Below are 13,931 nucleotides of genomic sequence, written 5' to 3' on the forward strand. Positions count from 1 at the left end.
TTAATAATCCCGGTGATTCTCTAACAGATTAATATTCATACGATTTTAGTATTATAGACCTGATGGATAGCACTATTTGCTAATATCTCCTTTCGCCACCACTCTCCCGCCTGCCCGCAAACGTCTTCATTCCAGCCTATCCATGCGCGATTGACCGGTTCGGGGACCGTCGTTTTTATTATGAGTAGCTCGCCGCGGGCGATTAATGCCTGCACCTGAAATAGCGGTAAATAACTCCAGCCCAGTCCGGCGCACAGCAGCATCAGTTGGGCGGGAAGATCGAATACCGTCAGGCTCTCCTGGCCTTCGGCCTGCGGCCACGCGCCGTCGGTGGTAATCGCCCGATGGCGGCGCAGCGTCCGCCATCCCAGCGGACCGGCAATCTGCGCAAGCGGATGCTGGGGCGCAACAACAAACGCCTGCGCCACCTCTCCCAGCAGAATCGAGGCGCAGCCGCTGAGCGCCGGCGGGTCGCCCAGTACGCCCAGCAGAAGATCCGCCCGCCCTTCCATCAGCATCTGCCAGTTTGCGCCTGGGGTATCGCGGCGGAATTCAAGGCGGGTGGCGTGATGCTGGCGATAAAACGCCGCGATCGACGGGGCCAGCAGCGGGAACGGAAAGGTGGCGTCGACGTTGAGTATCAGCGTATTTTCCCAGCCCTGATGCAGCCTGACGGCCTGCTTTTCCAGTTCGCGGGCGGTGTGCAGCACGTCGCGCCCCTTTTCCAGCAGCATCTGCCCGGTACGGGTAAAGCGCGCCCGGTGGCCGCTGCGGTCGAGAAGTTGAATATTGAGATCGCTTTCCAGCTTATGAATGGTATAGCTCAGCGCCGAGGGCGTTTTATAGAGCTTCGCCGAGGCGGCGGCAAAGCTGCCCTCTTTATCGAGGGCATCAAGGATGACGAGCACATCCAGCAGTGGTTTCATCGCTCCCCCTTACGGTACGCGATTCACCGCTGGCGCATTACTCCATCGGCATCACCAGCGGATCGGGGTACTGATACTCAAACCCCAGTTCGTTGCAAATACGGCTGCCATCCACGATCTTGCCGCTACCGTTCTCCGGGTTATCAGAGAATACGGGGACGGGAAGCCCAAGCTCGCGGGCCATCTGCGGATAAAAGACGCCGCGCGCGGGATGCTTAGGCGCACATATATTATAGATGCGCCCGCCTTTCGGAGCCTGCAATAACAGTTCGATCGCGGCGATCACATCCTGGAGATGCACCAGGTTGACGCCGTGCTGGCCGTCCGGCGCGGATTTCCCGGCAAAGAAGCGCCCCGGATGACGGGACGGCCCCACCAGCCCGGCGAGGCGCAGAATGTCCACCGAGGTGCCTGGAAGGTTATGCAGCCAGTCCTCCAGCTCTTTCAGCACCCGTCCGCTGGCGGTTTGCGGATTAAGGGGGGAGTTCTCTTTCAGCGTGCCGCTGGCGTTGCCGTAAACCGACGTTGAGCTGGTGAATATGATGCGCGGCACGTGATGCGCCAGCGCGGTATCAACGATTTCCTGTACCGCCTGAAGGTAAAACTCCTCTCCGGGACCGGTCCGCCGAGCCGGTAAAGTAATCACCAGCGCGTCGACGTTCATTAAGGCATCCAGATCCTCGGTGTCGCAGACCAGCTGCGGCTCCAGTCGCAGCGGATAGCTGTCGATGCCGCACATCCGCGCCGCCTCCACGCCATCCTGCGTGGTCTTACTGCCGGTCACCTGCCATCCCCGCGACATCAACGACAGCGCAAGCGGCATACCCAGCCATCCTAAACCTACAATCGCGACCTTTTTCATCCCCTTGCTCCTGACTTTTCGCTGTGCTGACTTAAGGCTACGCCAGCTGGCGGCAACTGACAATTTCTTCGGTCAATATGAAATGAATTAATGATAGAAAAAAGCCCTTGCTTTATGCGAGTAAAGTGGTTTAGGTTAAAAGGCATCAAATGCATAGTCATTCACAGAGAATTTTATGAACAGCGTTCAATTTAAAAACCACCATCATCACCATCATCCTGACTAGTCTTTCAGGCGATGTGTGCTGGAAGACGTTTGGATCTTCCAGTGGTGCATGAACGCAAAGAGAGCCCCCGGAAGATTCGCTTCCGGGGGCTTTTTTTTGGACCGAATTCGGACAGATTCAGACAGGGTTACAGAGGAAAATAAGAATGTTAGACAACAGCCGTTTACGCATAGCTATTCAGAAATCAGGGCGTTTAAGCGAAGATTCACGCGAATTACTCAGCCGCTGCGGCATCAAAGTGAATCTCCACACCCAGCGCCTGATCGCGCTGGCGGAAAATATGCCCATCGATATTCTGCGCGTGCGTGATGACGATATTCCGGGCCTTATCATGGACGGCGTGGTCGATTTGGGGATTATCGGCGAAAACGTGCTGGAGGAAGAGCTGCTGAGCCGCCGCGCTCAGGGCGAAGACCCGCGCTACTTCACCCTGCGTCGTCTCGACTTCGGCGGCTGCCGCCTGTCGCTGGCGACCCCGGCGGATGAACCCTGGGACGGCCCGGCGGCACTGGACGGCAAACGCATCGCCACCTCCTACCCGCATCTGCTGAAGCGCTACCTTGACCAGAAAGGCATCTCGTTCAAATCCTGCCTGCTGAACGGCTCGGTTGAAGTGGCCCCGCGCGCCGGTCTGGCCGACGCGATTTGCGACCTGGTCTCAACCGGGGCGACTCTGGAAGCGAACGGCCTGCGCGAAGTGGAAGTGATGTTCCGCTCCAAAGCCTGCCTGATCCAGCGCGACGGCGAGATGGCCGATAGCAAACAGCAGCTGATCGACCGCCTGCTGACCCGTATTCAGGGGGTGATTCAGGCCCGCGAATCAAAATACATCATGATGCACGCGCCGACCGAACGCCTGGAAGAAGTGATCGCCCTGCTGCCTGGCGCCGAGCGCCCGACCATTCTGCCGCTGGCCGGCGACAAGCAGCGCGTGGCAATGCACATGGTGAGCAGCGAAACCCTGTTCTGGGAAACCATGGAAAAACTGAAAGCGCTGGGCGCCAGCTCCATTCTGGTCCTGCCGATTGAGAAGATGATGGAGTAATCCGGCGGGTCGGTCACGGGATAAACAGGGGAATCAACCATGAGCTTCAACACAATTATCGACTGGAACGGCTGTAGCGCTGAACAACAGCAACAACTCTTAATGCGCCCGGCCATTTCCGCCTCCGAGAGCATCAGCAAGACGGTGTCGGAGATCCTCAATAACGTCAAAGACAATGGCGATGCGGCTCTGCGTGAATATAGCGCGAAGTTCGACAAAACCGACGTCAAGGCGTTGAAGGTCAGCGACGAAGAGATTGCCGCCGCCGGCGCGCGCCTGAGCGACGAGCTCAAGCAGGCGATGGCCGTAGCGGTCAAAAATATCGAAACCTTCCACAACGCGCAGCAGCTGCAGGCCGTGGATGTTGAAACCCTGCCGGGCGTGCGCTGCCAGCAGGTGACCCGCCCTATCGCCTCCGTCGGCTTATATATTCCCGGCGGCTCGGCGCCGCTGTTCTCAACGGTGCTGATGCTCGCAACGCCAGCACGCATCGCCGGCTGCCAGCAGGTGGTGCTGTGCTCGCCGCCGCCGATTGCTGATGAAATCCTCTATGCCGCCCAGCTGTGCGGCGTGCGCAATATCTTTAACGTCGGCGGCGCGCAGGCGATTGCCGCCCTGGCGTTCGGCACCGAATCGGTGGCGAAGGTCGATAAAATCTTTGGCCCGGGCAACGCCTTCGTGACCGAAGCCAAGCGCCAGGTGAGCCAGCGTCTTGACGGTGCGGCTATCGATATGCCCGCCGGACCGTCGGAAGTGCTGGTGATCGCCGACAGCGGCGCCACCCCGGATTTCGTCGCGTCCGACCTGCTTTCCCAGGCCGAGCACGGCCCGGATTCGCAGGTGATCCTGCTGACGCCGGATAGCGATATGGCCACCCGCGTCGCGCAAGCCGTTGAGCGCCAGCTGGCCGCGCTGTCCCGGGCGGAAACCGCCCGCGGGGCGCTCTCCGCCAGCCGCATCATCGTGGCGCGCGATATCGCCCAGTGCGTGGCGATTTCCAACCAGTACGGCCCGGAGCACCTGATTATTCAGACCCGTAACGCCCGCGAGCTGGTAGACGGTATCACCAGCGCCGGTTCGGTATTCCTCGGCGACTGGTCGCCGGAATCCGCCGGCGATTACGCCTCCGGCACCAACCACGTGTTGCCGACCTACGGCTACACCGCGACCTGCTCCAGCCTCGGCCTGGCGGATTTCCAGAAACGTATGACCGTGCAGGAGCTGTCGCGTGACGGGTTTGCCGCCCTCGCATCAACGATTGAAATTCTGGCCGCCGCCGAGCGCCTGGACGCCCACAAAAACGCCGTTACGCTGCGCGTCGCAGCCCTTAAGGAGCAAGCATGAGCATTGAAGATTTAGCCCGCGCCAACGTCCGCGCGCTGACGCCGTATCAATCAGCTCGCCGTTTGGGGGGTAAAGGCGACGTCTGGCTGAACGCCAACGAATTCCCTACCGCGGTAGAGTTCCAACTGACCGAGCAGACGATGAACCGTTACCCGGAACCGCAGCCGAAAGCGGTCATTGAACGCTACGCACAGTATGCGGGCGTCAAGCCGGAGCAGGTGCTGGTCAGTCGCGGCGCCGACGAAGGCATTGAACTGCTGATCCGCGCGTTCTGCGAGCCGGGCCAGGACGCGGTGCTCTATTGCCCACCGACCTACGGCATGTACAGCGTCAGCGCCGAAACTATCGGCGTGACCTGCCGTACGGTGCCGACGCTCGCCGACTGGCAGTTAGATCTGCCGGGCATCGCGGCTAATCTCGACGGCGTGAAAGTGGTTTTCGTCTGCAGCCCGAATAACCCGACCGGGCAGATTATCAACCCGAAAGATTTTCGCACCCTGCTGGAGATGACGCGCGGTAAAGCCATCGTGGTCGCGGATGAAGCCTATATCGAATTCTGCCCGCAGGCCACGCTGGCGGCCTGGCTGAACGAGTATCCGCACCTGGTGATTCTGCGTACCCTCTCCAAGGCCTTCGCCCTGGCCGGACTGCGCTGCGGTTTTACCCTCGCCAACGCCGAGGTGATTAACGTGCTGATGAAGGTTATCGCGCCTTATCCGCTCTCCACGCCGGTGGCCGATATCGCCGCCCAGGCGCTCAGCGCGGAAGGCCTTGCCGCCATGCGGGCGCGCGTGGCGCAGATCCTCGCCGAACGCGATTATCTGGTGAGCCAGCTGCGCGGCATCGCCTGCGTTGAAGAGGTGTTCGACTCCGAGAGCAACTACGTTCTGGCGCGGATCACCGCCTCCAGCGCGGTGTTTAAATCTTTGTGGGATCAGGGCATTATCTTACGTGACCAGAATAAACAACCTTCATTAAGCGGCTGTTTGCGTATCACTATCGGTACCCGTGCAGAGAGCCAGCGCGTCATTGACGCTTTGACTGCGGAGAATGTATGACCCAGAAGTTTCTCTTTATTGACCGTGACGGTACGCTGATTTCCGAGCCACCGGTTGATTTTCAGGTAGATCGCTTCGATAAGCTGGCCTTTGAGCCGCAGGTGATCCCGGCCCTGCTCAAGCTGCAGCAGGAAGGGTACAAGCTGGTGATGATCACCAACCAGGATGGGTTGGGAACCGCCAGCCTGCCGCAGGACGAGTTCGACGGCCCGCACAACCTGATGATGCAAATATTCGCCTCCCAGGGCGTCAACTTTGACGAAGTGCTGATTTGCCCGCATCTCCCGGCGGATAACTGCGACTGCCGCAAGCCGAAAACCAGACTGGTGCTGCCGTGGCTGGAACAAGGGGTGATGGACACCGCCCACAGCTACGTGATTGGCGACCGTGCGACCGACATTCAGCTGGCGGATAACATGGGCATTACCGGCCTGCGCTATGACCGCGAAAAGCTGGACTGGCCGACCATTTGCGAACAGCTAACCCGCCGCGACCGCTACGCCCACGTTGAGCGCATCACCAAAGAGACCCAGGTGGATGTGAAAGTGTGGCTGGACCGCGAAGGCGGCAGCAAAATCTCCACCGGCGTCGGCTTCTTCGATCATATGCTGGACCAAATCGCTACCCACGGCGGCTTCCGCCTGGAGGTTAACGTTGGTGGCGATCTGTATATCGACGATCACCACACCGTGGAAGATACCGGGCTGGCGCTCGGCGAAGCGCTGAAGCTGGCGCTCGGCGATAAGCGCGGCATTGGCCGTTTCGGCTTTGTGCTGCCGATGGACGAATGTCTGGCCCGCTGCGCGCTGGATATCTCCGGCCGCCCGCACCTCGAATATAAAGCCGACTTTACCTATCAGCGCGTTGGCGATCTGAGCACCGAAATGGTGGAACACTTCTTCCGCTCGCTCTCCTATACCATGGCGGTCACTCTGCACCTGAAAACCAAGGGCAAAAACGACCACCACCGCGTAGAGAGCCTGTTTAAGGCCTTCGGCCGCACGCTACGCCAGGCGATTCGCGTCCAGGGCGACACGCTGCCGTCTTCGAAAGGGGTACTCTGATGAACGTGGTGATCCTCGATACCGGCTGCGCCAACCTCAATTCGGTGAAATCCGCGGTGAGCCGCCACGGCTATGAGCCGCAGGTCAGCCGCGACCCGGATGTGGTGCTGCGCGCCGATAAGCTGTTTCTGCCGGGGGTGGGGACGGCGCAGGCGGCGATGGACCAGCTGCGCGAGCGCGAGTTAATCGAACTGATTAAAGCCTGTACCCAGCCGGTGCTGGGCATTTGCCTCGGCATGCAGCTGCTGGGAAAACGCAGCGAAGAGAACAACGGCGTCGACCTGCTGGGCATTATCGAGCAGGACGTGCCGAAAATGACCGACCACGGCCTGCCACTGCCGCATATGGGCTGGAACCAGGTGTATGCCAAAGCGGGCGATCGTCTGTTTCGCGGCATTGAAGACGGGGCGTATTTTTACTTCGTCCACAGCTACGCGATGCCGGTCAACGTCAATACCATCGCCCAGTGCAGCTACGGCGAGGCCTTCACCGCGGCGGTGCAGAAAGATAACTTTTTTGGCGTCCAGTTCCACCCTGAACGCTCCGGTAGCGCCGGGGCGCAGCTGCTGAAAAACTTCCTGGAGATGTGATGATCATTCCTGCTTTAGATTTAATTGACGGTACGGTCGTCCGTCTCCATCAGGGCGATTACGGCCAGCAGCGCGACTACGGCAACGACCCGCTGCCGCGCCTGCAATCCTATGCCGCCCAAGGGGCCGAAGTGCTGCACCTGGTCGACCTGACCGGGGCGAAAGATCCAGCTAAGCGTCAAATCCCGCTGCTAAAAACCCTGGTTGCCGGCGTCAATGTGCCGGTGCAGGTTGGCGGCGGCGTGCGGACGGAAGAAGACGTGGCCGCCCTGCTTGAAGCGGGCGTGGCGCGCGTGGTGGTGGGTTCGACGGCGGTGAAGTCGCCGGAAGTGGTGAAAGGCTGGTTTACACGTTTTGGCCCGCAGCATCTGGTGCTGGCGCTTGACGTACGGATCGACGCGGAAGGCCGCAAGCAGGTGGCGGTCAGCGGCTGGCAGGAGAACTCCGGCGTAACCCTGGAAGAACTGGTGGAGAGCTATCAGTCCGTCGGCCTGCAGCACGTGCTGTGTACCGATATTTCCCGCGACGGGACGCTGGCCGGGTCTAACGTCTCACTGTATGAAGAAGTCTGCGCCCGCTATCCGCAGGTCGCGTTTCAGTCCTCCGGCGGCATTGGCGATCTGCATGATATCGCCGCGCTGCGCGGAACCGGAGTGCGCGGGGTAATTGTCGGCCGGGCGCTGCTGGAAGGTAAATTCAACGTAACGGAGGCCATTCAATGCTGGCAAAACGGATAATCCCCTGTCTTGACGTTCGCGACGGCCAGGTAGTGAAAGGCGTGCAGTTCCGTAATCACGAAATCATCGGCGATATCGTCCCGCTGGCTAAACGCTATGCCGACGAAGGCGCGGATGAGCTGGTGTTCTACGATATCACCGCCTCCAGCGACGGCCGCGTGGTGGATAAAAGCTGGGTGTCGCGGGTCGCGGAAGTGATCGACATTCCATTCTGCGTCGCCGGCGGTATTAAGTCGCTGGACGATGCGGCGCAAATCCTCTCCTTCGGCGCGGATAAAATCTCCATCAACTCCCCTGCCCTGGCGGATCCCACGCTGATTACCCGCCTGGCCGATCGGTTCGGCGTGCAGTGTATTGTGGTGGGCATTGATACCTGGTTTGACGCCGCGAGCGGCAAGTATCACGTCAACCAGTATACCGGCGATGAAAGTCGGACGCGGGTGACGCAGTGGGAAACCCTGGACTGGGTGCAGGAAGTGCAAAAGCGCGGAGCCGGCGAGATCGTCCTCAATATGATGAATCAGGATGGCGTGCGTAACGGCTACGATCTGGAGCAGTTACGCAAGGTGCGCGCCGTGTGCCGCGTGCCGCTGATTGCATCCGGCGGCGCGGGCACCATGGAACACTTCCTGGAAGCCTTCCGCGACGCTAACGTCGACGGCGCGCTGGCCGCCTCGGTGTTCCACAAGCAAATTATCAACATTGGTGAACTGAAAACGTACCTGGCAGCACAGGGCGTGGAGATTAGGGTATGTTAAGTGAACAGCTGGATTGGCAAAAAACCGACGGTCTGATGCCGGTCATCGTGCAGCACGCCGTTTCTGGTGAAGTGCTGATGCTGGGCTATATGAATCAGGATGCGCTGGCGAAAACCGAAGAAACCGGCAAAGTGACCTTTTATTCGCGGACCAAACAGCGTCTGTGGACCAAGGGGGAAACGTCAGGCAATTTCCTTAACGTGGTGAGCATCACCCCGGATTGCGATAACGATACCCTGCTGGCGCTGGTCAATCCGATTGGCCCAACCTGCCATAAAGGCACCTCAAGCTGTTTTGGCGAAACCGGCCATCAGTGGCTGTTCTTATATCAGCTGGAGCAGCTGCTGGCGGAACGTAAGCACGCCGACCCGGAGAGTTCGTATACCGCGAAGCTTTACGCCAGCGGAACCAAGCGTATTGCGCAGAAGGTGGGAGAAGAAGGCGTGGAGACCGCGCTGGCCGCAACGGTGCATGACCAGTTCGAGCTGAAGAATGAGGCGTCGGATTTGATGTATCACCTGCTGGTGCTGCTGCAGGATCAGGGGCTGAATTTGACGGATGTGGTGGAAAACCTGCGGAGCAGGCATAAGTAAGTCATCAAAGGGAGGCGGCATAACGCCTCCCTTGCAATATAACCCTCGCCAGCGCGCTGGTTGATATCACCTGTTTATCGTCGTCATGACTTTTTTCGTGCGGTTATCGCTTTGACTATCCTAAATGGTTTCGTCATTTTCCATGACAAAGATGAAACCAAATCGGTATAGCGCTGAGTCAGCTCCTGGTAAGCATTTTCGATGCTGAGCAATTTCTGTTGTTGAGTTTGATACTCGCCCTCTATACGCGTATTCCGCTGTTCGAGCTCGTGGATAATCCTGGTTTTATCGTTAACCTGCGTCTTCAGGACATCAATTTCACTTCGCTGAGATACAGTCGACTGTTTAAGCGAAGTGATTTCTTCCTGCAGCGTTGAATTCAACATATGTGCATGTTCAAGCTCGCGCAACACTCTGTCTTTCAGAGAAAAAATATACTCTTCCGCTGACTGATTAACGATCCGGCCATGCGCAGCTTTGATAAAGTCATCATAAAAGTCATCACGATCGATTTCTAAAGATAAGATGAACGACTTCACATCGTTGAAGAGCAGGTTAAAGGAAGGGCCCGAGATCGTATTTAAGTTCCACTCCAGAAAAACAACGGCGTAATTATTAAAATCCCGACTTCTGGACGCCAGTAAATCATGCGCTTTCATAAACGAACGTAGCGAAGTCAATGCCTCCAGCGCGCAGTGCCATGAGGTTGCCCTGGTGGAAGAAAGCGACTTCGCGCGGTTGATCGTATGAGAGATTAAGATCTCATCCAACAGCGAGATACGGTTTGCCAACAGCATGAAACTACTCACAAAGTACAGGTCGTTTGTAGTTCTCAGCGGTTGAAACTCCAGACCCAATGCCAAAATAGCTTCGCGTCTGAAGAGCTTATCCCACGGCCACCATATAAAGGCCCGGAAAAAATCGTCAGCAATTTCCTGTGAAGAGAAGACCTCTTTTTCAGGTAGTAAATCCTCACGCGCGGACATAGGCATGGGAGAATGAGTATTGGTTTGCAGATCGATTGACTGGCATCGGCAGATAACAACATCCGTTTGCAGGGCCGTAGCCCGGTCGGACATTCTCTTTAACATCTCTTTATCGGCATAATCATCATCATCGAGGAAAATGATGTATTCGCCGGTCGCTATACGTAAGCCGATATTTCGCGATTCACCCCCGCCGACGTTGCTGGGGTTGGTGATAATCCGGACTCGTGAGTCCTCATCGGCTATTGTAGCGACAATGCCCAGAGTATTATCGGTTGAGTTATCGTTAATAATGATAATCTCAATGTCTTTTAAAGACTGAGCTAATACCGTATTAAGCGTTTCGGAAATATACTCCGCGGCATTATGAACGGGGATGATAACGGAAACAACAACGTTACTTGATTCATCAGACATTCAATCACCTTCAAAATAAGAGGCACGCAATCATTAAACGTAAATAATGCGTTTGCAGAGCAGTTACATTGAATAAATGTAACGCTTCGGAGGTGTTTGATTTACATGAAGCTGTAATCTCTTGCGCTATATCATCCCTGAACCACATCATGATAAGTCTTGAGCGTCTTACTAATGATCATACCGCTAGAAAACTTATCCTGAACGCGTTGCCGTCCTTTGATACCCATCTCAACTCGTGCTTTGGGGTTGGCTAATAAGAATTCAAGCTTATCCGCCAGCTCCTGCGGAGAGTTACTTTTCACGATAATGCCGTTATCGTTATTAATGATCAGGCTATCGCAGCCGCCAACATCGTAGGCAATGCACGCCCGTCCAACCGAGGAAGCCTCAAGCAAAATACGCGGGACGCCTTCGGAATAGATCGAAGGCAGGGCCACGATGTTCGACTCCTCGATCAAGTCGCAGACGTTAGAACTGTGACCTAACCAGTTAATCAGCCCTTCTTTATGCCATTGCTGAATGACGGCAAGGGAAATGGCATCCTTATCGTTTTCAACAAGTATTCCAGCAACGTTTAGCGTAAAATGAATATTTCTGGATTCGAGAATTTTCTTGGCTTCGATTAAATCCCCGAGCCCCTTGCTCCACAGCATTCTGCTGGCAAACAGCACGACCGGAACATCACGTTCCTGCTCCAGTGAATATTTATAGATATCCGGGTTGATACCTGCGCCATCGATGACAATAGTCTGCTGGTAGTCAATGCCAACAAAACCCGCGAGTTTTTTACGATCTTTATCATGCTCGAACATAAATATACTGCGCTTATTACTGGCAATATACTTATATGCCATGATAGTGATATTGCGCAATAGCTTAAGCAAGCCCGTATCACAAGAAAATACACGCCCGAGGCCGACAAAACTCACGATGACCGGGCGATTATTGGCCTTCGAAATAAGCCCACCGATCAGACATGGCTTAATTGTAATACAGTGTAAAAGGTCGGGATTAATCTCTTTGATGATCCTTCGGGACGCAAAAAAGGCCCGAAAGAAAGTTAATGCATTAAATGATTGAGCATCAAGTGGAACGTTATGACACTTAAAACCAAATGTTTTAAATTTATTCAGCACTTTACCATCGACAAAATGACTGATGATGTGAATCTCATAACCAGCATCTCGGGCGGCGATTGCACGATCTATCCAGTGCAAATCAAAATACCAATCCGAATTTATGAAATAACACAGTTTTTTCATTGCTATATCCACTTAATGGTTCTTACCGCTGATTCCTTTTACACCATGGATAATTCCACGACGCAAGTATTTAAAATATAACAATTTATTGCGTTGCCATGGCAATATTGATACATATTTAATCAACCGCAAAAGGATTGAGAGACGGCTAAAAATGGCAACTCGCGGGAAAATTTTCTTCGCCAGAATAAGATTTCGACAAAGGTAATAAACTTTCCATTCGGGAAAGATAGACTTCCCCTGGATACTCACATCGTGCGAGAAGACAACCTCAGGCGAATAACGAATCTCTTCGCCATCGAGTGTTAACTGATAGCCAAAGTAAAGATCGTCAAAATATAAAAATAACTCATCGTGAATATTGTGTATATTCTTTCGCAGCAAATCTCGCTGAATAATCATCCCGACAAAGGATACCGTTTGCACCGCGGTCGAACAGGAAAGAGACGGTAGAAACTCAGCCGGATTTTTGATGTAGCGTAATGTGTCGATAAACGATGACGGTACTTTAGCAAAAGGGATGTTCATCGAACAAGGTTGCCCCCGAAGATCTTTTACCAAAGCGGTGAACACCCGACAATTAGCCTTATCCAGCTGGGTAAATTTTTCCAGCGCATCGCTCTCGGGCCAGGCGTCATCATCGTAAAAGAAAACCCAGTCGGTATCGACATTGTCGCATAAATATTGACTTCCGGCCTTAAAGCCCCCCGCCCCACCGGTATTAGAAGGCAGATTGAGGACAATTACCCGAGGGTCGCTAAGGGTGGCTAACCACTCCAGGGTCCCATCCGTGGACCCGTTATTGACAACCATTATCGCTGTAAAATTTAATTTCACAGTGTTGGCAATAGATACTTTTAACTTCTCTAAGCGATTATAAGTGACTATTAATGCAGAGCAATTCATCGCACAGAAACCGTGAATACTGGCATAGCTTCATGATTATCAAGGGAAGATAAGTACTTCTCGGCAGTATTTAATGCTTCTGCGATAGTCACATCCATATCCAGATATCGATAGGTTCCAAGACGGCCAACAAAAGTAATGTTCTTTTCACTTTCCGCAAGGGACAAATACTTATCGAGTAAAGCCATCTCCCCCATCTGACGAATCGGATAATAAGGAATATCTTTTTCTCCACACTCGCGGCTGTATTCCTTATAGCATACCGACCCTTCATGGGTTTCCCAGGGCGAAAAGTACTTATGTTCAGTGATACGGGTGTAAGGAACATCCAGTGAGCAGTAGTTCATCACCGCGCAGCCCTGATAATCGCCCTGCAAGGTGAATTTTTCAAAATCCAAAGTACGATAGCCCAGGCGGCCATATTGATAGGAATAGAAGGCATCCAGCGGCCCGCTATAGAACACATGATCGTACTTTTCTCTCTCTTCAGCGTTAAACGATTGCTGAAGTTCGATAGTGATATTTTCATGATTGGCAATTGACTCAATCATTTTCGTATAACCCAGTTTCGGCATGCCCTGAAATCTGTGGTTAAAGTAATTATCATCGTAGTTAAAACGAACCGGCAGACGCTTAAGAATCGACGCAGGAAGCTGTGATGGCTCCATCCCCCACTGCTTGATGGTGTAGCCTTTGAAGAACGCCTCATAGAGCTCTTTGCCGATAAAACGCAGAGCCTGTTCTTCAAAGGTCTTCGGTTCCTGGATCGAACTGTCCCCTTTTTCTGCAATAAGCGCCCGGGCCTCATCTGGCGAACAGGTTTTGGCAAAAAACTGGTTAATGGTATGCAGGTTGATCGGCAGAGAGAACACTTGCCCATTAACGGTTGCTTTGACGCGGTTCACATACGGCATCATTTCAGCGTGCTGAGTCACATAGTTCCACACTGTTTCATTATCGGTATGAAAGATATGCGGACCATAGACGTGGACCATAACGTCAGTTTGCGGATCCCGTGCGTCGTAGGAGTTACCGCCAATGTGGTCCCGCTGATCGATAATTCTGATACGATGACCTTGCTCAGCAAGCTGGCGTGCGATAACCGCACCAGAAAAACCAGCGCCGACAATTAAAATATTTTTACTGTTCATAAT

The 13,931-nt window shown here is 54.5% G+C and carries 15 protein-coding genes and 1 other annotated feature; of the genes, 9 read left to right on the forward strand and 6 right to left on the reverse strand.

Annotation, left to right across the window (positions count from 1 at the left end):
• Positions 1–35: 35 nt before the first annotated feature.
• Both KCG39_RS09265 and KCG39_RS09270 read right to left on the reverse strand, forming a co-directional pair.
• Entirely contained in the window at positions 36–926 is an 891-nt protein-coding gene (locus KCG39_RS09265; protein WP_123829121.1) for a LysR family transcriptional regulator, read from the reverse strand.
• A gap of 37 nt (positions 927–963) precedes the next feature.
• Positions 964–1,788, reverse strand: a complete 825-nt coding sequence (locus tag KCG39_RS09270; protein ID WP_004122430.1) for an SDR family oxidoreductase — start codon at positions 1,786–1,788, stop codon at positions 964–966.
• A gap of 175 nt (positions 1,789–1,963) precedes the next feature.
• Between KCG39_RS09270 and hisL the strand changes: the two genes are divergently transcribed.
• The 9 genes from hisL to hisIE all read left to right on the forward strand — a co-directional run bounded on the left by hisL (position 1,964) and on the right by hisIE (position 9,203).
• Positions 1,964–2,014: a his operon leader peptide gene (gene hisL / locus KCG39_RS09275; RefSeq protein WP_009654477.1), complete on the forward strand. Its 51-nt coding sequence runs from the start codon at positions 1,964–1,966 to the stop codon at positions 2,012–2,014.
• Positions 1,990–2,112: a sequence feature (His leader region), on the forward strand. Its footprint overlaps the gene before it by 25 nt.
• Positions 2,113–2,159: 47 nt before the next feature.
• Complete coding sequence (hisG, locus tag KCG39_RS09280; RefSeq protein ID WP_004122431.1) at positions 2,160–3,059, forward strand: ATP phosphoribosyltransferase; 900 nt, start codon at positions 2,160–2,162, stop codon at positions 3,057–3,059.
• Positions 3,060–3,098: 39 nt separating this feature from the next.
• Positions 3,099–4,403: a histidinol dehydrogenase gene (gene hisD / locus KCG39_RS09285; RefSeq protein ID WP_004122432.1), complete on the forward strand. Its 1,305-nt coding sequence runs from the start codon at positions 3,099–3,101 to the stop codon at positions 4,401–4,403.
• The gene (hisC, locus tag KCG39_RS09290) at positions 4,400–5,461 is read left to right on the forward strand and encodes a histidinol-phosphate transaminase (protein WP_004122434.1); all 1,062 of its coding nucleotides are present in this window, start codon (positions 4,400–4,402) and stop codon (positions 5,459–5,461) included. The genes hisD and hisC overlap by 4 nt, the downstream gene beginning before the upstream one ends.
• Complete coding sequence (gene hisB, locus KCG39_RS09295) at positions 5,458–6,525, forward strand: bifunctional histidinol-phosphatase/imidazoleglycerol-phosphate dehydratase HisB (RefSeq protein WP_004122437.1); 1,068 nt, start codon at positions 5,458–5,460, stop codon at positions 6,523–6,525. Before hisC ends, hisB begins: the two co-directional genes overlap by 4 nt.
• Entirely contained in the window at positions 6,525–7,115 is a 591-nt protein-coding gene (gene hisH / locus KCG39_RS09300; RefSeq protein ID WP_004122439.1) for an imidazole glycerol phosphate synthase subunit HisH, read from the forward strand. The genes hisB and hisH overlap by 1 nt, the downstream gene beginning before the upstream one ends.
• The gene (gene hisA, locus KCG39_RS09305) at positions 7,115–7,852 is read left to right on the forward strand and encodes a 1-(5-phosphoribosyl)-5-[(5-phosphoribosylamino)methylideneamino]imidazole-4-carboxamide isomerase (protein ID WP_004122442.1); all 738 of its coding nucleotides are present in this window, start codon (positions 7,115–7,117) and stop codon (positions 7,850–7,852) included. Before hisH ends, hisA begins: the two co-directional genes overlap by 1 nt.
• Positions 7,834–8,610 (forward strand): imidazole glycerol phosphate synthase subunit HisF, encoded by a 777-nt coding sequence (hisF, locus tag KCG39_RS09310; protein WP_142446877.1) that lies wholly within the window; start codon positions 7,834–7,836, stop codon positions 8,608–8,610. Before hisA ends, hisF begins: the two co-directional genes overlap by 19 nt.
• On the forward strand, positions 8,604–9,203 hold the full coding sequence (gene hisIE / locus KCG39_RS09315; protein WP_004122447.1) for a bifunctional phosphoribosyl-AMP cyclohydrolase/phosphoribosyl-ATP diphosphatase HisIE: 600 nt from the start codon (positions 8,604–8,606) through the stop codon (positions 9,201–9,203). Before hisF ends, hisIE begins: the two co-directional genes overlap by 7 nt.
• 83 nt (positions 9,204–9,286) lie before the next feature.
• Here the strand turns inward: hisIE and KCG39_RS09320 are convergent, their stop codons facing one another.
• The 4 genes from KCG39_RS09320 to glf form a co-directional block, all read right to left on the reverse strand.
• Positions 9,287–10,606, reverse strand: coding sequence for a glycosyltransferase (locus KCG39_RS09320; protein ID WP_142468550.1), 1,320 nt, complete (start codon positions 10,604–10,606; stop codon positions 9,287–9,289).
• Between the two features lie 131 nt (positions 10,607–10,737).
• The gene (locus KCG39_RS09325; protein WP_172879726.1) at positions 10,738–11,883 is read right to left on the reverse strand and encodes a glycosyltransferase family 4 protein; all 1,146 of its coding nucleotides are present in this window, start codon (positions 11,881–11,883) and stop codon (positions 10,738–10,740) included.
• Positions 11,884–12,777, reverse strand: a complete 894-nt coding sequence (locus KCG39_RS09330) for a glycosyltransferase (RefSeq protein ID WP_004122456.1) — start codon at positions 12,775–12,777, stop codon at positions 11,884–11,886. It lies immediately after the preceding gene.
• Positions 12,774–13,928 carry a UDP-galactopyranose mutase gene (glf, locus tag KCG39_RS09335; protein WP_049114063.1) on the reverse strand — a complete coding sequence of 385 codons (1,155 nt, stop codon included), beginning with the start codon at positions 13,926–13,928 and terminating at the stop codon, positions 12,774–12,776. Before glf ends, KCG39_RS09330 begins: the two co-directional genes overlap by 4 nt.
• Positions 13,929–13,931 lie beyond the last annotated feature (3 nt).

Source organism: Klebsiella pasteurii, from assembly GCF_018139045.1.
In the GTDB taxonomy this organism is placed as follows: domain Bacteria; phylum Pseudomonadota; class Gammaproteobacteria; order Enterobacterales; family Enterobacteriaceae; genus Klebsiella; species Klebsiella grimontii.

Bases quoted from the DNA above. Each gene is read 5' to 3' on its own strand.
- KCG39_RS09265 (WP_123829121.1), bottom strand. From the start codon at position 926: ATGAAACCACTGCTGGATGTGCTCGTCATCCTTGATGCCCTCGATAAA.
- KCG39_RS09270 (WP_004122430.1), bottom strand. From the start codon at position 1,788: ATGAAAAAGGTCGCGATTGTAGGTTTAGGATGGCTGGGTATGCCGCTT.
- hisG (WP_004122431.1), top strand. From the start codon at position 2,160: ATGTTAGACAACAGCCGTTTACGCATAGCTATTCAGAAATCAGGGCGT.
- hisD (WP_004122432.1), top strand. From the start codon at position 3,099: ATGAGCTTCAACACAATTATCGACTGGAACGGCTGTAGCGCTGAACAA.
- hisC (WP_004122434.1), top strand. From the start codon at position 4,400: ATGAGCATTGAAGATTTAGCCCGCGCCAACGTCCGCGCGCTGACGCCG.
- hisB (WP_004122437.1), top strand. From the start codon at position 5,458: ATGACCCAGAAGTTTCTCTTTATTGACCGTGACGGTACGCTGATTTCC.
- hisH (WP_004122439.1), top strand. From the start codon at position 6,525: ATGAACGTGGTGATCCTCGATACCGGCTGCGCCAACCTCAATTCGGTG.
- hisA (WP_004122442.1), top strand. From the start codon at position 7,115: ATGATCATTCCTGCTTTAGATTTAATTGACGGTACGGTCGTCCGTCTC.
- hisF (WP_142446877.1), top strand. From the start codon at position 7,834: ATGCTGGCAAAACGGATAATCCCCTGTCTTGACGTTCGCGACGGCCAG.
- hisIE (WP_004122447.1), top strand. From the start codon at position 8,604: ATGTTAAGTGAACAGCTGGATTGGCAAAAAACCGACGGTCTGATGCCG.
- KCG39_RS09320 (WP_142468550.1), bottom strand. From the start codon at position 10,606: ATGTCTGATGAATCAAGTAACGTTGTTGTTTCCGTTATCATCCCCGTT.
- KCG39_RS09330 (WP_004122456.1), bottom strand. From the start codon at position 12,777: ATGAATTGCTCTGCATTAATAGTCACTTATAATCGCTTAGAGAAGTTA.
- glf (WP_049114063.1), bottom strand. From the start codon at position 13,928: ATGAACAGTAAAAATATTTTAATTGTCGGCGCTGGTTTTTCTGGTGCG.